This window comes from Nocardioides sp. TF02-7, assembly GCF_022437945.1.
Lineage (GTDB): Bacteria > Actinomycetota > Actinomycetes > Propionibacteriales > Nocardioidaceae > Nocardioides.
Map to the genome: position 1 here is coordinate 1,342,941 of NZ_CP092535.1, position 20,319 is coordinate 1,363,259.

Annotated in this window: 20 protein-coding genes and 4 pseudogenes; 2 read left to right on the forward strand and 22 right to left on the reverse strand. The window is 73.5% G+C overall.

Annotated features, from left to right (window positions below):
* Positions 1-19 precede the first annotated feature (19 nt).
* The 8 genes and pseudogenes from ccsB to hemL form a co-directional block, all read right to left on the reverse strand.
* Positions 20-1,021, reverse strand: coding sequence for a c-type cytochrome biogenesis protein CcsB (ccsB, locus tag MF408_RS06840; RefSeq protein ID WP_240250774.1), 1,002 nt, complete (start codon positions 1,019-1,021; stop codon positions 20-22).
* Positions 1,018-1,644, reverse strand: coding sequence for a cytochrome c biogenesis protein ResB (locus MF408_RS06845; RefSeq protein WP_240250775.1), 627 nt, complete (start codon positions 1,642-1,644; stop codon positions 1,018-1,020). Before MF408_RS06845 ends, ccsB begins: the two co-directional genes overlap by 4 nt.
* 61 nt (positions 1,645-1,705) lie before the next feature.
* Positions 1,706-2,365 (reverse strand): annotated as a pseudogene (locus MF408_RS06850) (cytochrome c biogenesis protein ResB); the annotation flags it as partial.
* Between the two features lie 86 nt (positions 2,366-2,451).
* A pseudogene (locus tag MF408_RS26695) lies at positions 2,452-3,054 on the reverse strand (cytochrome c biogenesis protein CcdA); the annotation flags it as partial.
* Positions 2,990-3,367, reverse strand: a complete 378-nt coding sequence (locus MF408_RS26700; protein WP_240250776.1) for a cytochrome c biogenesis protein CcdA — start codon at positions 3,365-3,367, stop codon at positions 2,990-2,992. The gene MF408_RS26700 and the pseudogene MF408_RS26695, both read right to left, overlap by 65 nt.
* Positions 3,360-3,755, reverse strand: a complete 396-nt coding sequence (locus tag MF408_RS06865; protein ID WP_240250777.1) for a TlpA disulfide reductase family protein — start codon at positions 3,753-3,755, stop codon at positions 3,360-3,362. The genes MF408_RS26700 and MF408_RS06865 overlap by 8 nt, the downstream gene beginning before the upstream one ends.
* A gap of 247 nt (positions 3,756-4,002) precedes the next feature.
* A pseudogene (locus tag MF408_RS06870) lies at positions 4,003-4,641 on the reverse strand (histidine phosphatase family protein); the annotation flags it as partial.
* Positions 4,638-6,002: a glutamate-1-semialdehyde 2,1-aminomutase gene (gene hemL, locus MF408_RS06875; RefSeq protein ID WP_240250779.1), complete on the reverse strand. Its 1,365-nt coding sequence runs from the start codon at positions 6,000-6,002 to the stop codon at positions 4,638-4,640. The gene hemL and the pseudogene MF408_RS06870, both read right to left, overlap by 4 nt.
* A gap of 234 nt (positions 6,003-6,236) precedes the next feature.
* Between hemL and MF408_RS06880 the strand changes: the two genes are divergently transcribed.
* Positions 6,237-7,499 (forward strand): lytic murein transglycosylase, encoded by a 1,263-nt coding sequence (locus MF408_RS06880; RefSeq protein ID WP_240250780.1) that lies wholly within the window; start codon positions 6,237-6,239, stop codon positions 7,497-7,499.
* A 158-nt stretch (positions 7,500-7,657) separates the two neighbouring features.
* Here the strand turns inward: MF408_RS06880 and MF408_RS06885 are convergent, their stop codons facing one another.
* The 14 genes from MF408_RS06885 to MF408_RS06945 form a co-directional block, all read right to left on the reverse strand.
* Positions 7,658-7,798 carry a hypothetical protein gene (locus MF408_RS06885; RefSeq protein WP_240250781.1) on the reverse strand — a complete coding sequence of 47 codons (141 nt, stop codon included), beginning with the start codon at positions 7,796-7,798 and terminating at the stop codon, positions 7,658-7,660.
* A 59-nt stretch (positions 7,799-7,857) separates the two neighbouring features.
* The gene (locus MF408_RS26705; RefSeq protein ID WP_345893862.1) at positions 7,858-7,995 is read right to left on the reverse strand and encodes a hypothetical protein; all 138 of its coding nucleotides are present in this window, start codon (positions 7,993-7,995) and stop codon (positions 7,858-7,860) included.
* A complete protein-coding gene (gene hemB, locus MF408_RS06890) occupies positions 7,932-8,849 on the reverse strand; it encodes a porphobilinogen synthase (RefSeq protein ID WP_345893863.1) in 918 nt (305 codons plus the stop codon). Before hemB ends, MF408_RS26705 begins: the two co-directional genes overlap by 64 nt.
* A gap of 178 nt (positions 8,850-9,027) precedes the next feature.
* Entirely contained in the window at positions 9,028-10,611 is a 1,584-nt protein-coding gene (locus tag MF408_RS06895) for a uroporphyrinogen-III synthase (protein ID WP_240250782.1), read from the reverse strand.
* A gap of 81 nt (positions 10,612-10,692) precedes the next feature.
* A complete protein-coding gene (gene hemC, locus MF408_RS06900; RefSeq protein WP_240250783.1) occupies positions 10,693-11,697 on the reverse strand; it encodes a hydroxymethylbilane synthase in 1,005 nt (334 codons plus the stop codon).
* The gene (locus MF408_RS06905; RefSeq protein WP_240251708.1) at positions 11,694-12,044 is read right to left on the reverse strand and encodes a hypothetical protein; all 351 of its coding nucleotides are present in this window, start codon (positions 12,042-12,044) and stop codon (positions 11,694-11,696) included. The genes hemC and MF408_RS06905 overlap by 4 nt, the downstream gene beginning before the upstream one ends.
* Positions 11,933-13,006, reverse strand: a complete 1,074-nt coding sequence (gene hemA, locus MF408_RS06910) for a glutamyl-tRNA reductase (RefSeq protein WP_240250784.1) — start codon at positions 13,004-13,006, stop codon at positions 11,933-11,935. Before hemA ends, MF408_RS06905 begins: the two co-directional genes overlap by 112 nt.
* Complete coding sequence (locus MF408_RS06915) at positions 13,003-13,782, reverse strand: redox-sensing transcriptional repressor Rex (RefSeq protein WP_240251710.1); 780 nt, start codon at positions 13,780-13,782, stop codon at positions 13,003-13,005. The genes hemA and MF408_RS06915 overlap by 4 nt, the downstream gene beginning before the upstream one ends.
* A gap of 228 nt (positions 13,783-14,010) precedes the next feature.
* Entirely contained in the window at positions 14,011-14,421 is a 411-nt protein-coding gene (locus MF408_RS06920; RefSeq protein WP_240250785.1) for a GtrA family protein, read from the reverse strand.
* A gap of 23 nt (positions 14,422-14,444) precedes the next feature.
* The gene (locus MF408_RS06925) at positions 14,445-15,491 is read right to left on the reverse strand and encodes a glycosyltransferase family 2 protein (RefSeq protein ID WP_240250786.1); all 1,047 of its coding nucleotides are present in this window, start codon (positions 15,489-15,491) and stop codon (positions 14,445-14,447) included.
* A 53-nt stretch (positions 15,492-15,544) separates the two neighbouring features.
* Positions 15,545-16,957 (reverse strand): hypothetical protein, encoded by a 1,413-nt coding sequence (locus MF408_RS06930; RefSeq protein ID WP_240250787.1) that lies wholly within the window; start codon positions 16,955-16,957, stop codon positions 15,545-15,547.
* An 81-nt stretch (positions 16,958-17,038) separates the two neighbouring features.
* Positions 17,039-17,572: a hypothetical protein gene (locus tag MF408_RS06935; RefSeq protein ID WP_240250788.1), complete on the reverse strand. Its 534-nt coding sequence runs from the start codon at positions 17,570-17,572 to the stop codon at positions 17,039-17,041.
* Positions 17,569-17,817, reverse strand: coding sequence for a glutaredoxin family protein (locus MF408_RS06940; RefSeq protein WP_240251712.1), 249 nt, complete (start codon positions 17,815-17,817; stop codon positions 17,569-17,571). The genes MF408_RS06935 and MF408_RS06940 overlap by 4 nt, the downstream gene beginning before the upstream one ends.
* Positions 17,818-17,819: 2 nt before the next feature.
* Positions 17,820-19,412 (reverse strand): AMP-binding protein, encoded by a 1,593-nt coding sequence (locus MF408_RS06945; RefSeq protein WP_240250789.1) that lies wholly within the window; start codon positions 19,410-19,412, stop codon positions 17,820-17,822.
* 241 nt (positions 19,413-19,653) lie between these two features.
* Here MF408_RS06945 and MF408_RS26710 point away from each other — a divergent pair.
* Positions 19,654-20,160 (forward strand): annotated as a pseudogene (locus tag MF408_RS26710) (HAD-IB family hydrolase); the annotation flags it as partial.
* Between the last annotated feature and the right edge of the window lie 159 nt (positions 20,161-20,319).

Here is a 20,319-nt window from a genome sequence, read left to right on the forward strand (position 1 = left end):
CGACCCTCAGCCCCGATCCTCAGAGCTGCCGCACGACCGCAGGCGCCTCGCCGGCGTAGGAGTGCTGGCTGGAGGAGGAGAAGTAGTTCACGCCGATGAAGTTGAACCACAGCGTGGCGAGCCCGACGAGGGCGATGATCGCGGCGTTGCGGCCCTTCCAGCCGGCGGTGGCCCGGGCGTGGAGGTAGCCGGCGTAGACCACCCAGGTGATGAACGCCCACACCTCCTTGGGGTCCCAGTTCCAGTAGCGCGACCAGGCCTCGTGCGCCCAGATCGGCCCGGTGATCAGCACGGCGAACGTCCACACGGGGAACGCGAAGGCGTGCACGCGGTAGGCGAGCTTGTCGAGCGCGTCGAGCGACGGCACCCGCGCGAGCCAACCGGTCGCGGTCTCGCCCTTGCGGGCCTTGACGAGGTACATGATCGACGCGATGCCGCCGAGGGTGAACGCACCGGTGGCGATCACGGCGGACACGACGTGGATCACCAGCCAGTAGGAGTTCAGCGCCTCGGTGAGCGGCGCGACCGGCTCGTGCAGCCAGATCACCGCGACCATCAGCGTGGTCACGACGAACCCGACGACGAGCGGGGCCATCCAGCCCAGCCGGAACCGGCGGTGCAGCGCGAGGTACATCACCGTCACGACGAAGGTGCCGGCGAGCGTGAACTCATACATGTTGCCCCACGGCACCCGGTTGGGGTCGGCGGCCATCCCGCGGCCGACGAGCGAGACCAGGTGCGCGGCGGCGGCGATCGCGGTGAGCAGGAACCCGAGCCGCCCGAGGAAGGCGATCCGCTCGGCCGGCGTACGACGGCCGGTCGCCGCCGCGTCGACGTGCGCGGTCACCGGCGGCTCGGTGCCCTCGGCCCCGCCTGCACCGACGACGACCGCCTGCGGCGCCTCCTGCCGCTGGCGCAGGCTCGCCCACTCGGCGAGGTGCACCAGCAGTGCGACGAAGTAGACCACCCCTGCGGCGGCCACGGCCTGGTTGCTCAGCGTCTCCCACGCGGCGTCGGTCACGTGCTTCCCTTCTCGTCTTGCCGGAGGGCGGTGACCACGTCGGCCAGCACCTCGGCCATGTCGCCGTTGCCGGACCGGTCGAGCCCGGCGACCTCGACGACCGTCCGGTCCATTGTGTCCCCCGCCCCGGTGCCGGCGGCAGCCTGGGCCCGCACCCACACCCGGCGGGGGCGCACGAACAGCGAGCCGCACAGCCCGATCAGGGCGAGCACGACGCCGGCCAGGGCGACCTCCTTGCCGGGGGTCTGGCTGATCTGCACCCGCACCCAGGGGTCGACCCGCTCGAACGTCACCGAGCCGAGCCCGTCGGGCAGCTCGATGGTCTCGCCGACGGAGAGGTCGAGCCGGAACGGCTTGCCGTCCTCGCTCTCCAGCTGGGTGGCCGCGTCCTTGTCGAGGACGTAGACCGACTGCGGCTCGCCGTCGTCGAGGCCGAGGTCGCCGGTGTAGGCGAGCATCGACAGCAGCGGGTTGCGGTCGTCGGGGAAGACCGTGACCGGGTCGCCGTCGAACATCGCGAACGTCGGGTAGAAGACGCCCTCGAGCCCGATCGGGGTCGGCTTCGCCGCCCGGGCCTTCACCACCCCGAAGGACAGGAACGACGAATCCTGGGGCAGGAACACGGTGGGGGCCGGTCCAGGCGACGTCGCCCTCCCCGTCGCGGATCGTGATCACCGGGGCGTAGCCGTGGCCGATGAGGAACACGTCGGTGCCGCCGATGGAGAGCGGGTGGTTGACCCGCAGGTCGTAGTCGTCGGCCGGCCCGTCGTCCTCGCGGTAGGAGAGCCCGGCGGTGAACCCGCGGGCGGTGCCGGCGCCGGCGCCGCTCTCGAGCCACTCGACGTCGAACTCCTCGACGGTGAAGTCGAAGTCGTCGAGCTGCTCGGGCGTGAACAGCCCGCCGGGGTCGAAGTCGTCGTACTGGGTGAGGCTGTTGCCGAAGGTGGAGCCCTGCACGAGGATCACGCCGCCCTGGTAGCCGAACAGCCCGCCGACCGCGAAGCCGGCCAGGACGACCAGCACCGAGAGGTGGAAGAGCAGGTTGCCGGCCTCGCGGAGGTGGCCGCGCTCGGCGCTCACCGAGTCGGTGAGGTCGCCGACCGTGCGCAGCCGGTGCCGCCGGCCGAGCACCTCGCGGGCGCGGGCCAGCACCTCCTCGGGCGTCGCCGAGGTCTCGTACGTCGTGTGCTCGGGCAGCCGGGCCAGGTTGCGCGGCGTCGTGGGCGGCTGCGCCCGGAACGCGCGGGCGTAGACCGCGCACCGCGGCACGATGCAGCCGACGAGGGACAGCGCCAGCAGCAGGTAGATCGCGGAGAACCAGATCGAGTCGTAGACCGAGAACAGGCCGAGCTTCTCGTAGACCGGCGCGAGGTCGGGGGTGCTCCTCCTTCCACCGGGTGACCGCCAGCGCGTCGACGCCCTTCTGGGGGATCACCGAGCCGGGGATCGCGGCGAGCGCCAGGAGCAGCAGGAGGAGCAGCGCGGTGCGCATCGAGGTCAGCTGCCGCCACGACCAGCGCAGCAGCTCGCGGGCGGTGAGCTCGCCCGGCCGGCGCGTCGGAGGCGTCCGGGTGCGGGTCTGGGTCACAGGGGGTCTCCCCGTACTCCACGACCTGCAGCTGCACCCACTGCACCAGGTGGTCCCAGGCGCCGGTGAGCATCAGGACGCCGATCACGACCAGCATCAGCCCGCCCAGCCGCATCACCCACGCCTGGTGCCGGCGGACCCACGCGACGGCGCCGAGGGTGCGGCGGTAGGCGAGCCCGGCGAGGATGAACGGCACGCCCAGCCCGACGGCGTAGCAGAGGGAGAGGAAGGCGCCCCGCATCGCGGTGGCGTCGGAGAAGGTGAGGCCGACGATCGCGCCGTACGTCGGGCCGATGCAGGGCGTCCACCCGATCGCGAACAGCGCGCCGATCAGGGGGGCCGCGCCGAGCCCGACGCTGGGCAGCTTGTGCACCCGCCAGTCACGCTGCAGCCACGGCACGAGGCCCGAGAACACCAGCCCGAGGACCACGAGCAGCACACCCATGCCCGTCGTCAGCTCGTCCTGCCAGCGACGGAGCCACGACGCCACCCCCGCCGAACGCGGCGCCGAGGAGCACGAACACCACCGCGAACCCGAGCACGAACAGCACCGAGCCAAGCAGCATCCGGCCGCGGTGCCGCGCGGCCTCACCGGACGCCAGGTCGGCGCCGGAGAGGCCAGTGGCGTAGGAGAGGTAGCCCGGCAGCAGCGGGATCACGCACGGGGAGAAGAAGGACACCAGGCCGGCGATCACCGCGACCGGCACCGCGAGCGCGAGCGACCCGGCCGCGGCCTGGGTCTCGAACCACTCACTCATCGAGCAGGTCCTCGACGATGGTGACCAGCGTGCTCTTCGACGGGATCGCGCCGCTGATCAGCGCGGCGACGCGGCCGTCGCGGTCGAGCACAGCCGTCGACGGCATCCCGGAGGGCCGGTAGCGCCCGAACGCGTCGAGGGTCTCGCTGCCCGGGTCGTAGATCGAGGGGTAGTCGACGCCGCGGTCGCGCTCGAACGCCGCGGCGTTCTCGGGGGCGAGGTCGCGGATGTTGATGCCGACGAACTCGGTGTCGGCCGCAGGCAGCTCGGCGGCCGCCTCGACCAGCATCGGCATCTCCTCGATGCAGGGACCGCAGAGCGACCACCACACGTTGACCACCACGACCTCGCCGCGGCTGTCGGCGAGGTCGAGGGGGTCGCCCTGCACGGTCTCGCCGACGAGCTCGACCGGCTCGTCGCGCTCGTCGGCGGGGATCTCGACGATGTTGCCCGCGCCCGGGACGTACTCCAGCTCACCGGTGCCCGCGAACCCGGAGCAGCCGGTGAGGAGGGAGCACGCCGCCGAGCAGGAGCGCGACGGGTGCGGCGGGACGGCGGACGCTCAGGACTCGGGCTCCTCGGCGGGCAGGGAGCCCTCGGGGCGCCGCTCCTCGGGCGCGTCGCCCGCCGAGAACGGCGCGTGGACGTCGCGCGCGGGGGATCAGGTCGATCGCCGGCTCGTGGTAGGAGACCTGGGCGATCCGGTCGTCGACGAAGTGGAACGACGTCACCGAGCACAGCGTGCACTGCCGTCGCCGCGGGTCGTGGAGGAACGACCGCCCCTCGACGTGCAGCCGGGTCGTCCAGATCGGCAGCTGGTGGGAGACGATCACGCCCTCGTGCCCGGCGGCCGCCCGGCGTACGTCGTGGACCGCCGACATCATCCGCGTCACGATCGCCCGGTAGGGCTCGCCCCACGACGGCTTGAACGGGTTGTAGAGGTGACGCCACAGCAGCGGGTTGCGCAGCGCGTTGTTGCCGCGGCCGAACGTCAGCCCCTCGAACCGGTTGGTCGACTCCAGCACCCGCTCGTCGATCTCGATCTCGAGCCCGAGCTTCTCGGCGAGCGGCGCGGCGGTCTCGCGGGCCCGCTCGAGCGGGGAGGACCGGACCACGGTGACGTCGCGCCCGGCGAGCGCTTCGGCCGTCTTCTCCGCCATCCGCCGGCCGAGGTCGGAGAGGTGGAAGCCGTCGCGCCGGCCGTAGAGGATGCCCTCGGGGTTGTGCACCTCGCCGTGGCGGACGAGGTGGACCGTGGTGTCGGGTGTGCTCACTGGTCGGCCTCCGCGGGTCGGGCGGCAGCGGCCGCCTGCGCCGCCGCCGGCAGCGCGTCGAGGACGGCCTGCACCGCCCGGTCGTCGTGGGCCGCGGACACGAACCACGCCTCGAACGCCGAGGGGGGCAGGTGGACACCGCGGTCGAGCATCGCGTGGAAGAACGCGGCGTACGCCGCCACGTCGGTGCGGGAGGCACCGGCGAAGTCGCGCACCGGCTCGTCGGTGAGGAACACCGAGAACATCGACCCGGTCGACTGCACGACGTGCGGGACGCCCGCGGCGGTCAGGGCCTCCGACACCGCGGGGCGCAGCACGTCGGCGACCCCCGCCAGGTGGTCGTAGACCTCCGGTGTCGCCAGCCGCAGCGTGGCGAGGCCGGCGGCGGTGGCGAGCGGGTTCCCGGACAGGGTGCCGGCCTGGTAGACGGGGCCCTCGGGCGCGAGGTGGTGCATCACGTCGGCGCGGCCGCCGAACGCCGCGGCCGGCAGGCCCCCGCCCATCACCTTGCCGAACGTCATCAGGTCCGGCCGCCACCCCTCGGCCGCGCCGTCGGTGCCCCACTGGCCGCTCCGGGACACGCGGAAGCCGGTCATCACCTCGTCGCTGACGAACAGCGCGCCGTAGCGGCGGCAGGTGTCGGCGAGGAACGCGTTGAAGCCCGGCTCCGGCGGCACCACGCCCATGTTGCCGGGGGCGGCCTCGGTGATCAGGCAGGCGATCCGGTCGCCGTGCTCGGCGAACGCCGCCTCGACGGCGGCCCGGTCGTTGTAGGGCAGCACCAGCGTCAGCTCGGTCGAGCTGGCCGGCACGCCGGGGGTGCCGGGGATGGAGAACGTGGTCAGCCCCGAGCCGGCGGAGGCGAGCAGCGCGTCGAGGTGCCCGTGGTAGCAGCCGGCGAACTTCACCACCACGTCGCGGCCGGTGAAGCCGCGGGCCAGCCGGATCGCCGACATGGTCGCCTCGGTGCCCGACGACACCAGCCGCAGCCGCTCCACGGGCGTGCGGTCGATGATCTCCTCGACCAGCGCGACCTCGCCCTCGGTGGGCGTGCCGTACGACGTGCCGCGGGCCGCGGCGGCCTGCACGGCCGCGACGACCTCGGGGTGGGCGTGGCCGAGCAGCATCGGGCCCCACGAGCCGACGAGGTCGACGTACTCGTTGCCGTCGGCGTCGGTGAGCCACGCGCCCTGCGCGGACGCGACGAACCTCGGCGTGCCGCCAACGGCGTTGAAGGCCCGCACCGGCGAGTTCACCCCGCCGGGGGTCACCGCCCGGGCCCGGTCGAAGAGCTCGGCCGACCGGCGTACCGACGTGGTCGGGCGGGTCGCGGAGCCGGGGCCGGACGGGGCAGGAGTCACCGCTCCATTGTCACCGATCCACGTGCGCGGATAGCCCTCGGGGGCCGCCTGTGCGGTGCGCCACGCCGGTCAACCCGGAAATTGGCTCATGTGACACCCGTAACGCGGGTATGACAAAGTTCGTTGGGCCGGTTGTCGCTCCCTTCGGGAGGTGGGGGCGACGTCACACGGGTCCGGTTCGACGGAGGCCCGGGTGATCGACGGGCCCGGCAGGGCAGGGGAGAGAGAACGGACATGTCGAGGAAGCGCCTGGGGCGGCTGCAGCGCGCCGCCACCATCGTCCCGCTCGCCCTGCTGTCGGCGGCCTGGACCGCGAGCGTCGCGGGCATCGGCGGCGTCCCGACGGTCGCCTCCGCCGAGGAGCAGCAGCCCGAGACCTCCCTCCCCGACGGCACCAGCGTGCCCAACCAGGCGATCGAGGCCCCCGCCAGCGTCTCCGACGCCGACAGCCTCACCGGTGGCAACGACCAGACCGTCGTCGCCACCGCCTCGACCAACCAGATCCCGTCCGCCGCGCTCGCGGCGTACCAGCGCGCCGAGACCGTGATCAACGCCGCCGACAAGAGCTGCAAGCTCACCTGGCAGCTGGTCGCGGCGATCGGCCGCGTCGAGTCCAACCACGGCCGCTACGGCGGCAACGTGCTCGACGACGACGGCGTCGCGCAGCCCGGCATCTTCGGCGTGCCGCTCAACGGCAAGCGCGGCACCAAGGCGATCAGCGACACCGACGGCGGTCAGTTCGACGGCGACACCCAGTGGGACCGCGCCATCGGCCCGATGCAGTTCATCCCGTCGACCTGGTCGGTCGTGGGCGTCGACGCCGACAACGACTCCAAGCGCAACCCGCAGGACATCGACGACGCGGCCCTCGCCAGCGCCGTCTACCTCTGCTCCGGCAACGACGACCTCTCCACCGTCGTCGGCCAGCGCGCCGCGGTCCACCGCTACAACCACAGCCAGTCCTACGTCGACCTGGTGCTCTCGATCATGGACGCCTACCTCGAGGGCGACTTCTCGACGATCCCCAACAACACCACCTCGGCCGGCTACATCGTGCCGCAGGCCCCGACGTACAACCCCGGCAGCCACGACACCGGCTCCGGCGACAAGGACCGCGCGCCGAACCCGGCCGGCGACAGCAGCGGCACGGACGACGACGGCGGTGACGTCACCCCGCCGACCCAGCCCGAGGACGAGACGCCCGGCGGCGGCAACGACAACGGCGGCGGCAACGACGACGGCGGGAACAACGGCGGCGGCAACGACAACGGCGGTGGCGGCAACAAGGGCCCGCTCGGCCCCGTCACCGACGGGCTCGAGGAGGTGGCGCCCGACCTCTGGACGGTCGCCGAGGCCACCGTCGAGTGCACGACCCGCCTCCTGGACAACGTCACGAACCCGCTGGGCCTCAACCTCACCAGGCTGCTGCAGCAGCTGGGGCTGCTGGACGACCGGGACGCCTGCGTCGACCGGTTGGCCGGCACACCGCAGAACTGAGGCGCACTGCCCGACCGGGGCGCCCCTGTCCGCCGCCGGGAGTGCAGTAACTCAGTGTTCGTGACACTTCCTCGGTGCTGTGACAGGTCACACCACCGAGGGAGCGTCCCGAACACCGAGGTAGTGCGGCGCCGGCAGCCCCCGGGCCGCCGGACTGCTCAGCCGGACTGCGGCCCCAGCGGCCCCTGACCGTCCGCGGCGCCCGGCTCGTCGACGTACTCGAGCACGCGGACCCGCTCGTTCTCGAACAGGACGCGGTAGTGCTCGGGATTGGTCACGACCGGGTCCGTGCTGGTCACGTCGCGAGCGTCGCACCCCCCGGTCGGTGCGGCCAGTGCCGACGGGACCACTTCCGGTGTCAGCGCAGCAGCCGCGCGGCCTCGACGGCCCAGTAGGTGAGGATCACGTCGGCACCGGCACGGTGGATCGAGGTCAGCGTCTCGACGATCGCCGGCTCGCGGTCGATCCAGCCGTGGGCGGCGGCCGCCTCGACCATGGCGTACTCGCCGCTGATGTTGTAGGCCGCCACCGGCACCCCCGCAGCTCCGGGGCGTCGCGCACCTGGCGGAGCACGTCGAGGTAGGCGAGCGCCGGCTTGACCATGACGATGTCGGCGCCCTGCTCGACCTCGAGCACCGCCTCACGAACGCCCTCGACGCCGTTGCGGGGGTCCTGCTGGTAGGTGCGGCGGTCGCCCTGCAGGGAGCTGTCGACGGCCTCGCGGAACGGGCCGAAGAACGCGGAGGCGTACTTGGCGCCGTAGGCGAGGATCCCGGTGTCGGTGTGGCCGGCCTCGTCGAGCGCCGCGCGGATCACGGCGACCTGGCCGTCCATCATCCCGCTCGGGCCGACCAGGTGGACGCCGGCGTCGGCCTGCACGCGCGCCATCTCGGCGTACGCCGCGAGCGTCGCGTCGTTGTCGACCCTGCCGTCGGCGGTCAGCACGCCGCAGTGGCCGTGGTCGGTGAACTCGTCGAGGCACAGGTCGCTCATCACGACCAGCGCGTCCCCCACCTCGGCGACCACGTCGCGGATCGCGACGTTGAGGATGCCGTCGGGGTCGACCGCGCACGACCCCGTGGCGTCCTTGGCCGCAGGAATGCCGAACAGCATCACGCCCTTGACCCCGGCCGCCGCGGCCTCGGTGACCGCCTTGCGCAGCGAGTCGCGGCTGTGCTGCACCACGCCGGGCATCGACGAGATCGGCTGCGGCTCGGCCAGCCCCTCGCGCACGAACACGGGCAGCACCAGCTGCTCGGGCCGCACCCGGCTCTCGGCCACCAGCTCCCGCATCGCGGGCGTGGTGCGCAGCCGGCGCGGCCTGACGACGGGACGCTCGATCTCGCTCATCCCACCATCCTCCCCGATGGTCGAGTAGGCACTTCCTCACGCTTCACTGGGTGGTTCCGCCGGCTCGAGGAGGCACTTCCTCGCACTGCGCGCTCGCAGCCCGGCCGCTCGAGGGCCGCGGACCCCCACTCGAGGCCGACGAAGTCCCCACTCGGCGGTGAGAAGTCCCTACTCGACGTCACTCAGCTTTACGGCGGCGGCCCGTGGGCTTGCGGTCGCTGGGCTTGGTGACCGGCTCGCCGGCGTCGAGCAGCGCCTGGCGGCGCGCCGCGCCGAAGTCGGCGAGGGCGTCGACGAGCAGCTCGACGTCGGGCTTGGGAGCCAGCACGTCGACCCGCAGGCCGTGCTCCTCGGCGGTCTTGGCGGTCGCGGGGCCGATCGCGGCGATCACCGTCGACGGGTGCGGCTTGCCGGCGATGCCGACCAGGTTGCGCACGGTCGAGGACGACGTGAACACCACCGCGTCGAACTTGCCGGTCTTGATCGCGTCGCGGGTGGGCGCCGGCGGCGGCGCCGCGCGGACGGTGCGGTAGGCGGTGACGTCGTCGCACTCCCAGCCGAGGTCGATCAGCCCGGCGACCAGGTTCTCGGTCGCGATGTCGGCGCGCGGCAGGAAGACCCGGTTGATCGGGTCGAGCTGCTCGTCGTACTCCGGCCACTCCTCGAGCAGGCCGGCGGCCGACTGCTCGCCCGACGGCACCAGGTCGGCGCGCAGGCCCCACGCGGCGATCGCCTGCGCGGTCTTGTCGCCGACCGCGGCGATCTTGAGACCGCTGAACGCCCGGGCGTCGAGGCCGTACTCCTCGAACTTCTCCCGCACCGCCTTCACCGCGTTGACCGAGGTGAACGCGATCCACTCGTAGCGGCCCTCGACCAGGCCGCGCACGGCCTTGTCCATCTGCTGCGGGTTGCGCGGCGGCTCCACCGAGATGGTGGGGACCTCCTCGGGCACGGCGCCGAAGTGGCGCAGCCGGTTGCACAGCGACGCCGACTGCTCCTTGGTGCGCGGCACCAGCACCCGCCAGCCGAACAGCGGCTTGGTCTCGAACCACGACAGCGTCTCGCGCAGGTCGACGATCTTGCCGATCACGGTGACCGCCGGAGGGGCGACCCGCGCGGCGCGGGCGTCGGCGGCGATCTGCTCGAGGGTCGAGGTCACGGTCTGCTGCTCGGTGGTGGTGCCGACCCGGGTCATCGCCACCGGCGTCTGCGGCGAGCGGCCGGTCGCGATCAGCTCCTTGGCGATGTCGCCGATCTGGCCGACGGCGGAGAGCAGGACGAGGGTCGGGGTGTCGCAGTAGCGCGTCCAGTCGATCTTCTCGCCACAGGTGACCACGGCGACCTCGCGGTGGTCCTTGTTGGTGAGCGGGATGCCGGCGTACGCCGGGACCGCGCTGACCGACGACACGCCGGGGACGATCTCGAAGCCGATGCCGGCCTTGGCGACCGCCTGGGCCTCCTCGGGCCCGGAGGCGTAGAGGAACGGGTCGCCGCCGAGCAGGCGGACCACGCGCTTGCCGCGCTTGGCCTGCTTGACGACCACCTTGGCGCGGGCGGCGTGGGTGAGCGGCTGGCCGTCCTCGCCGAAGCCGCCGTCGACGACCTCCGGCGCGCCGTCGGCCTCGAGGTCGCCGCGCAGCGCGGCGACCAGCGTCAGGTGCTCCGGCGCCTCGGTGACCAGCACCTCGGCGTCCTCGATGAGGCGCAACGCACGCACGGTCAGCAGGTCGGGGTCACCGGGGCCGGTGCCGACGAACGCCACGCCGCCGGTCGCGGAGACGGCGGGGGGCGGTGGGACGCACAGTCTTGGCCTTGGTGGCCGGCTGTGCCGATCGGGCTCGCGTCATGCGTTCTGCACCTCTGTCGATCCTGCGGGGGGTTCGTTGTCGCCTGGGGAGTCGGGGGCTTCGGAGCGGAGCTCGGCGGCGCCGTCGTCGAGCATCTCCTGCGCCAGCCGCGACCCCAGGTCGGCTGCGGCGGCGCGGTCGGTGAGCGGGGCGGAGGCCGAGCGTCGTACGGAGAGCGCGCCGTCCTCGGAGAGCACGACGGCCCGCAGCCACAGCTCGGGGCCCTCCTCCCCCTCGGCGACCTCGGCGAGGGCGCCGATCGGGGCCGAGCAGCCGCCCTCGAGCGTCGCCAGCGCCGCGCGCTCGGCGACCACCGCCGCATGGGTGGCGGGGTCATCGACGAGCGCGAGCCGCTCGGCGAGCGGGTCGTCGGAGCGGCACTCGACGGCGAGCGCGCCCTGGCCGGGCGCGGGAAGCACCTGGAGCGGGTCGAGCACCTCGCTCACCTCGTCCAGCCGTCCGATCCGGGACAGCCCGGCCCGCGCCAGCACCACCGCGTCACACTCTCCAGCTCGCACCTTGCCGATCCGGGTGTCGACGTTGCCACGGATGCCCACCACGACCAAACCGAGGCCGAGGGCGTGCAGCTGCGCGGCCCGTCGGGGCGAGCCGGTGCCGACGATGCTGCCCACCGGCAACTCGCCGAGGGTGAGCCCGTCACGGGCGACGACGACGTCGCGCGGGTCCTCGCGCGGCGGTACGGCGGCCACGGTGATGCCGTCGGCGGCGTACGTCGGGAGGTCCTTGAGCGAGTGGACGGCGAGGTCGATCTCACCGTCGAGCAGCGCGTCTCGCAGCGCGCTGACGAACACCCCGGTCGTGCTGCCGCGCAGCGGCGTTCCGGCGGCCTGGGTGCGGTCGCCGTCGGTCGTCACCTCGACCAGCTCGGTCTCGACGCCGAGCCGCTCGCGCAGCATCGCCGCCACGTGCTCGGACTGGGTCGTGGCGAGCACGCTGCGGCGGGTGCCGACCCGGAGCGTGCGGGTGCCGGAGGCCGTCACGACGATCCCTCCTCGGGCACGCCGATCGGACGGGTCACGGCGTCGACCGCCTCCGGGTCGAGCGCGAACAGCTCCGCGAGCGCGGCGGCGTAGGACACCGCGCCCTGCTCGTCGGCGAGCTGCTTGACCCGCACCGTGGGCTCGTGGAGCAGCTTGTCGGCCACCCGCCGCACCGTCTGCCGGATCTCCGCGCGCACCGCGTCGTCGAGCTCGGGCAGGCGGCTCTCGAGACGGGTCATCTCCGCATCGACGACCGAGGTCGCCATCGACCGCAGGGCGACCACGGTGGGGGTGACGCTGGCCTGCCGACGGGCGGCGAGGAACGCGGTGACCTCCTCGCCGAGGATCCGCCGCACCTCCAGCACCTCGGCGCCGGACTCGCTGCCGTGCAGCGCCTCGGCCAGCTCGGCGAGACCCACCAGCGCGACCCCGGGCAGGTCGCCGACGGCCGGGTCGACGTCGTGGGGGCAGCGCGAGGTCGATCACCGCGAGCGGCCGGTCGGTCCCGGCGCGGGCCGACCGCACCAGGTCGGCCCCGACCAGCGTGCCGGCGGGAGCCGGTGCAGGTGATCAGCACCTCCGCGTCGGCCAGTGCGTCCGCGAGGGCCTCGATCCCGAGTGGGCGGGCGTCGTACTGCTCGGCGAGGTGGCGGGCCCGGTCGGAGGACCGGTTGACGACCGTGATCCGGCCGGCGCCCATCCGGCTCACGGTCGCGGTGGCGAGCCCCGCCATCGCGCCGGCGCCGAGGACGACGACGTCCTTGCCGGCGACCGCGCCGGCGGTCGCGTCCGTGTGGGCGAGCGCCGCGCTGACGAGCGTGGGCGCGACCTGGTCGATGCCGGTCTCGGCGCGGGTGCGCTTGCCGACCCGCAGCGCCTGCTGGAACAGCATGTTGAGGGCCGGCCCCACCGTGCCCAGCTCCTGGCCGCGGCGCAGCGCCTCCCGCGTCTGGCCGAGGATCTGGCCCTCGCCGACCGCCATCGAGTCCATGCCCGCGGCCACCTGGAACAGGTGGGAGATCGCGCCGTCGTCGTAGTGGACGTAGAGGTGGGGCAGGATCGCCTCGGTCGTCTCGCCGGCCCGCTCGACGAGCAGCCGGGAGAGCGCCTCGACGCTGCCGTGGAACCGCTCGACCTCGGTGTAGATCTCGACCCGGTTGCACGTCGAGATGACCGTCGCCTCCGCGACGTGGTCGCACGAGGAGGCGTCGGCGATCAGCTTCTGGATGCCGTCCTCGTCGAGCGCGACCCGCTCGAGGAGCGCGACGGGGGCGGAGTTGTGGGAGATGCCGACGACGAGGACGCTCACTTGTCCACTCCGATCGTTGCTCCGTCGAGCTGGCCCGAGCCGACCCCGGCCGCCCCGTCGAGCCCGTCGAGCCCGTCGACCCCGTCGACGCTGGCTGCGGCCTGGCCGACCTGCGCCTTCCGCTGCTCGTGGTAGGCCAGGATCTGCAGCTCGATCGACAGGTCGACCTTGCGTACGTCGACACCGTCGGGGACCGCGAGCACGGCGGGCGCGAAGTTGAGGATGCTGGTGATGCCGCAGGCGACCATCCGGTCAGCGACGTCCTGGGCGGCCGCCGCGGGCGTCGCGATCACGCCGATCGCCACCGCGTGCTCGTGCACGATCGCCTCGAGGTCGTCGAAGGGCCGCACCGCCACCCCGGCCACGACCTCCTGGTGGCGGGAGCGGTCGGCGTCGAGCAGCGCGACCACGCGGAACCCACGGCTGCGGAACCCGGAGTAGTTGGCGAGCGCGTGGCCCAGGTTGCCGATGCCGACGATGACGACCGGCCAGTCCTGGGTCACCCCGATCTCGCGGGCGATCTGGTAGCGCAGGTAGTCGACGTCGTACCCGACGCCCCTGGTGCCGTAGCTGCCCAGGTAGGACAGGTCCTTGCGGAGCTTGGCGCTGTTGACGCCGGCGGCGGTCGCGAGCTCCTCGCTGGAGCAGGTGCGGATGCCGCGGTCGGCCAGCGCGGTGAGCGCCCGCAGGTACACGGGCAGCCGCGCCACCGTGGCCTCAGGGATCACCCGGGCCGTCTCGCTCGAACTCCGTGCGGTCACAGCTCTTCTTTCCAGCCGCAGCCCCTGCCGGTGGTTGGCGCGGCCCGATCACCATAGGAGCTTGTGAACGCGAGAACAAAATCTCGGCCGGGCGGTCCCGGCGGGGTCGGTGACGAACGCCACGAGGCCGGACTCGACCGACCACGAGACCCGATTCGACCCACCACGAGGGCCGATTCAACCCACCACGAGGGCCGATTCAACCCACCACGAGACACGATTCGACCCACCACGAGGGCCGATTCAACGAGCGGCGGGGGTACGGCGGTGGGTGACGGGCCACACGACGTAGCGGTAGGCGGCGAAGTTCAGCACCAGGCTGCAGGCGATGGCGGCGAGCTTGGCGGCGCCGAGGCGCCAGTCGTCCGAGGCGACGGCCGGCCCCAGTCCGTCGAGCAGCCACAGCCAGCCGTGGATGAGCAGCGGCTGGGCGACCCACATCACGGCGCCGGTGGTGAGCACGAACAGGCCCGCCTGGCGCAGGGTGAGGCGGCCGGCGCGGAACGTGAACAGCCCGTTGACGACGAAGCTGAACGCCATCCCGGCGCTGGAGGAGCAGAGGTTGGCCAGCGTGATGCCGAGCCGGTCGTGCAGCGCCAGGAACAGCGCCCAGTCGATCGCCGTGTTGCACAGGCCCACCCCGGCGAACCGCACCGCGGTCCACGAGAGGCGGCCGCTCAGCGGGGCGCTCCCCGGTCGGTGTCGGTGAGGTCACGGGGCCGGCGCGGAGCCGGTGTCGACGGGCCCGAGGGGACCGGGCCGTCCCGGGCGACCAGCGCGAGGGAGTACAGCGGCCGGTCCTGGGCCTCGATGTAGACCCGGCCGAGGTACATGCCGATCACGCCCATCATGATCAGCTGGATCCCGCCGAGCATGAACATGCCGACCGCGAGGAACGCCCAGCCGGGCACCGTCTGGTCGGGCTGGAAGACCCGCACGTAGACGACGTACAGCGCCATCAGCACGCTCAGCAGCGAGATCGCGATGCCGAGCCGCGAGATCAGCCGCAGCGGCGCGGTGGAGAAGCCGAGGATCCCGTGACCGGCGAAGCTCAGCATCTTCCGCAGCGGGTAGCCGCTCTCCCCCGCCCGCCGCTCGTCCCGGTCGAACAGCAGCGCCTCCTGCCGGAACCCGACGTGCGCCACGATCCCGCGGAGGAACCGGCCGTGCTCGCGGTAGCGGGCCACCTCGGCGACCACCTGGCGGTCCATCAGCCGGAAGTCGCCGACGTTGCGCGGGATCTCGATCGACGCCAGCCGGCTCAGCGTCCAGTAGAACGCGAAGGCGGTGGTGCGCTTGAAGAACGTGTCCCTGCGGGTGCGCCGCTGGCCGTAGACGACGTCGACGCCGCGCTCCCACATCGCGATCATCTCCAGGCTGACGCGGGGCGGGTCCTGGAGGTCGGTGTCCATCACCACCACCGCGTCCGCGAGACCCTCCTCGGCGACCAGGTCGAGCCCGGCGGTGACCGCCAGCTGGTGGCCGAAGTTGCGCGAGAGGGAGAGCACGGTGACCCGCGGGTCGTCGGCGCGCAGGCCGAGCAGCCGCTCCAGCGACTCGTCCCGGCTCCCGTCGTCGACGTAGACGAACTCGTAGTCGAGGTCGGGCCGCTGCGCGGTGGCCTCGACGAGGGCGGCGTGGAAGGCGGCGAGGCCGTCCGCCTCGTCGTAGACCGGCAGCACGTACGCCACCCGACGGCGCCCCGAGTCCGTGGGATCGGGCATGGCCGAGATGCTAGTCACCCCCCACCGTCCGCGCTAACGACTTGCCCGCCGGCTCAGATCGCCATCAGGCCGAGCACGACGCCGACGGCCACCGTCGCACCGACGAGCGTGCGCTGCACGACGGCGAGCCACCGGTCGAGCCGTGCGTCGAGTTCGGCGAGCCGCTCGGGCGGCTCCGGCGCCTCGCGTCGGCGTACCTGCCGCTCCCGGAGGAAGCTCGCCGCGGCGATCACAAACAGCGGGCCCGCCGTCGTCCAGTAGCGGGAGCCGGCGATGTGCACGAACGGCTGCACGAACAGCGCACCGAGGCACAGCTTCGTCACCACGTCGAGCAGCCGCGCCTCCAGCGACCGCCGCTGCACGCTGAACATCGACGCCAGCATCGCCAGCGCCACGGGCGCGTAGAGGAGGTACGTCGTCACCCACGCGACCCGCTCGCCGACCTCGCCGACGGGCCCACGGCCCTCCGGCGGGGTGATGTAGCGCAAGAAGTTCGCCGGGATCCCGAAGTAGGCGGCGATGTTGCGCCACGCCCGGCGGGCGTAGTCCTGCCGGGTCAGGTCCCGCAGCGCGAAGTCCGACATCTGCTCCTGCACCTCGACCTCGCTCGTCCCGGTCGCCCGCGCGACCTCGCGGGAGTAGCGCAGCGGCTCGAACCAGGTGGGGCTGTCGGGGTCGCACGGCCCGAAGCACACCTGCTCCTCGTCGCCGAACGTCTGGGCGAGCGAGACCGGCACGGTCGTGGTGGTGACGACCCGGGCACCGAGCACGTGCGACGCGGCCAGCGACCAGGGTGCCAGCAGCACGAGGAACACGGCCGCGGCCAGGCCCGCCTGCAGCAGCGCGCGCCACCGCAGCGCGCCGCGGAGGAGGAGCACCGTCGCCAGCAAGGCGACCGCCCCGACTGCCGCGAGGACCGGCAGCGTGCTCGAGCGCAGGTAGAGCACCGCGATCGCCAGCACCCCGAGCCGGACCGCCTCACGCCACCCGGGCGCCTCGCCGCGGCGCAGCGTGCGGAGCACGCCGACGACGTGCGCGACCAGGGCCACCAGCACCAGTCCGCTGACCGGGTCGCCGTAGGCGGTGAACGACATCAGCACCCAGCTCGGCAACAGCGCGGGGAACACCAGCACCAGCGCGGCGTACCCGGGCCCCAGGTGCCGCCTGACCGAGCTCACCGCCCACAGCAGCACGACGAGGTTGGCCGCGCCGAGGTAGGCCCGCGCCACCGGCTCGGAGGCGTCGGGGACCAGGAGGAACAGCGGCGTCATCAGGACCGACATGCCGGGCATGAACCAGCCCGACGCCACCACGTTGGCCTCGAGCTCGCGGGTGTCGGGCACCTGGAACGCGAACAGGTCGCGCAGGTAGTTGGAGAGCGCCCGGGCGCCGTCGTAGTACTGCTGCTCGTCGCCGAAGGGCGGCGCCTGCATCGCGAGCGGGTAGATCAGCAGCTTGAGCACCACGTGCGCACCGACCAGCCACCCGATCGCCCGTTCCGGCCGCGGCAGGAAGGGGGGCGACCCGGTCGACGACCGCGCCGAGGCTCATCGGTCGGCCGTCCCCGACCAGCGCTTGGTCGTCTTCGCGTCGTGGCACACGGCGGGCGCGTCCGGGGGCAACCGGTGCACGGGCAGGTCGAGCTCGAAGGTGCCGCGCACCAGGCTCTCCTCCCCGACCCCGGGGAACGGCTCGACCCGGATCCGGACCACCGCGTCCGGCCCGCCGCCGGGGCGGCGCAGCACGGCGTCGTGATCACCCGGGTCGGCGAGGCTCCGGAAGCCGACCGCCTCGAAGTCGGCGACGAGGGCGGCGAGCGCCTCCTGCTCGTCGACGACGTCGTACTGGCCCTCCAGGCGGCGCCGCGGTCCGGCCTCGGTGGTCACGTCGCGGTCGCGGCGCACCTGGTAGGGGAAGTCGGGTCGTACGCCGCCCGGCAGCGGGTAGCAGCCGGTCGTGAGGGCGTCGGGCGGCAGCTCCGGCCGGTAGTCCTGCGTGGGGTCGGCGCGGCCGAGCTGCTGGCTGAGCAGCAGCACCACCAGGCCGGCGAGGAGCGCGCCGGTCCGTGCCCACCGCCTCACCGGGTCGGCGCCAAGGCGCGGCGCAGGCGCACCGGGTCCACCCGCCAGAAGTCGTGCTGGCGGCCGTCGACGAAGGTCACCGGGATCTCCTCCCCGAACCGCTGCTCGAGGTCGGGGTCGCCGGCGATCGAGACCTCGGCGTACGCCTCGCCCAGCTCGGCGCAGACCGCCTCGATCACCGCCCGGGCGTCGTCGCAGAGGTGGCAGCCGGGACGGCTGTAGAGGGTCACCCGGGGCTCGCGCACGCTCACTCCAGGATCCCCAGGGCCCGGCGCCGCTCCCGGCCGCGCAGCCGGCCCTTCTGCACCTTGCCGGTCACCGTCTGCGGCAGCTCGGCGACCACCTCGACCCGCTCCGGCCGCTTGAACCGGGCGAGCCGCTCGGCGCACCGGTCGGCGACGGCGGCGGCCAGCGCGGTCGCGGCGACGGAGTCGGCGTCGACGGAGGCGTCGGCCGGCACGACGTAGGCGTCGGCCGGCACGACGTAGGCCACAACCGCCTCGCCGGTCTCCTCGTCGGGCACCCCGATCACGGCCGCGAGCCGCACCCCCTCGACCTCCTCGATGACGGCCTCGACCTCCGACGGGTAGACGTTGAAGCCGGAGACGATCACCAGCTCCTTCACCCGGTCGACCAGGTGCAGGTCGCCGGCGGCGTCGACCACGCCGACGTCGCCGGTGGGCCACCAGCCCTCCTCGTCGGGCCCGTCCGCCCCGTCGGGCCAGTAGCCGCTGAACAGGTTGGCGCCGCGCACCTGGATCTCGCCGGGGTCGCCGACGGTGTCGCCGTCGAGCGGGCGGCCGTCGTCGTCGACGAGGCGGAGCTCGATCCCCGGCAGCGGCGCGCCGACGGACGCCGGGTCGGGGGCGGCGGAGCACAGCGTGCTGGTGACGACCGGCGCCGCCTCGGTGAGCCCGTAGCCCTGGTGGACCGGGACGCCGGTGCGGGCCGTGAACTCCGCGACGTCCTCCGGCGCCAGCGGCGCCGAGCCCGACAGCACCAGCCGCACCGGGCCGAGCCGCTCCGCGAGCGCCTCCACCCGCCGCCACTGCGCGAAGACCGGCGGCGCGACCGGCACCACGCTGCAGGCCTCGTCCTCGATCAGGTCGAGCGTCCCCTCGGGGTCGAACCGCTCGGTCAGCACCAGCTTGGCCCGGTGCCGGACCACGGCGCCCAGCACGGCGTTGAGCCCGTAGACGTGGAAGAGGGGCAGCACCCCGAGCACGACGTCGTCGGCGTGGATCATGGGCGGGTCGACGGCCGCCACCTGCTCGACGTTGGCGAGCAGGGCGCGGTGGGTCAGCATCGCCGCCCGCGGGAGCCCCGACGTGCCGCTGGTGTAGAGCAGCACGGCGAGCTTCTCCGGGTCGGGCAGCGGCGGCACCGGCCGCACCTCGGCCGCGCGGAGGTCGTCGTAGGACTGCTCCCCCGGCTCCGGCGACGTGCCGACCGCGACCACCCGCACCCGGTCGTTCCCCGCCACCGCGGCGCGGACCGCGGGCAGGGTCGCGGCCTCGCCGACCACCAGGCGCGCTCCGGAGTCACCGACCATCCGGGTGAGCTCGGCGACGGTCGACTCCGGGTTGACCGGCACGGCCACGGCCTGCGCCCGGAGCACGCCGAGGTACGCCGTCACGAACTCGAGCCGGTTGCCGAGCGCCAGCATCACCCGGTGCCCGGCCACGATCCCGGCGGCGCCGAGGCCCGAAGCGACGCGGCTCACCTCGAGGTCCAGCCCGGCCCAGGTCATCCCCCGGCCGCCCGCCTCGACGACCGCCAGCCGGTCGCCGTGCTCGCTCGCGGCCTCCGCGACCAGCGCGGCGACGTCCGGGGAGAGCATGGGGGCGATCCTACGCAGGGCCGACGACGACGCGACCGGCCCTCGACGGCGTCCCGGCCCCACCGGGACGGCCTAGTCTTCTGGCATGGCACCGCCGTCGGACAGGGGCCGGCGACCCAACCTCCGCCAGCGATCGAGGCTCGCCGGCGAGGCCGCCGCTGCCGTCGCGGAGGTCGAGTCGGCGCTCGCGCTGCCGTCCGACCCGGGCGCGGCCGCCTTCTTCGACGTGGACAACACCGTCATGCAGGGCGCCAGCATCTACCACCTCGCCCGCGGCCTCTACCGACGGAAGTTCTTCACCACCCGCGACCTGCTGGGCGCGGCGTACAAGCAGGCCTACTTCCGGATCGCGGGCGTGGAGGACCCCGAGCACGTCGCCGAGGCCCGCAACTCCGCGCTGGCGTTCATCGCCGGCCACACGGTGACCGAGCTGGAGGAGCTCGGCGAGGAGATCTTCGACGAGGCGATGGCGCACCGGATCTGGCCGGGCACCCGGGCGCTGGCCCAGATGCACCTCGACCAGGGGCAGCGGGTGTGGCTGGTGACCGCCGCGCCGGTCGAGATCGCCGGCCTGATCGCCCGCCGGCTCGGGCTGACCGGGGCGCTCGGCACCGTGGCCGAGCACGTCGACGGCGTCTACACCGGCCGGCTGGTCGGCGACCTCCTGCACGGGCCGGCCAAGGCCGAGGCGGTGCTCGCGCTCGCCGACCGGGAGGGGCTCGACCTGGCCCGCTGCTCGGCGTACTCCGACTCGATCAACGACCTGCCGATGCTGAGCCTGGTCGGGGGACCCGTGCGCCATCAACCCCGACCCCCGGCTCCGCGCCCACGCCCGCGAGCAGGGCTGGCGGGTCCGCGACTACCGCACCGGGCGCAAGGCCGCCCGCGCCGGCCTGGTGCTCGGGTC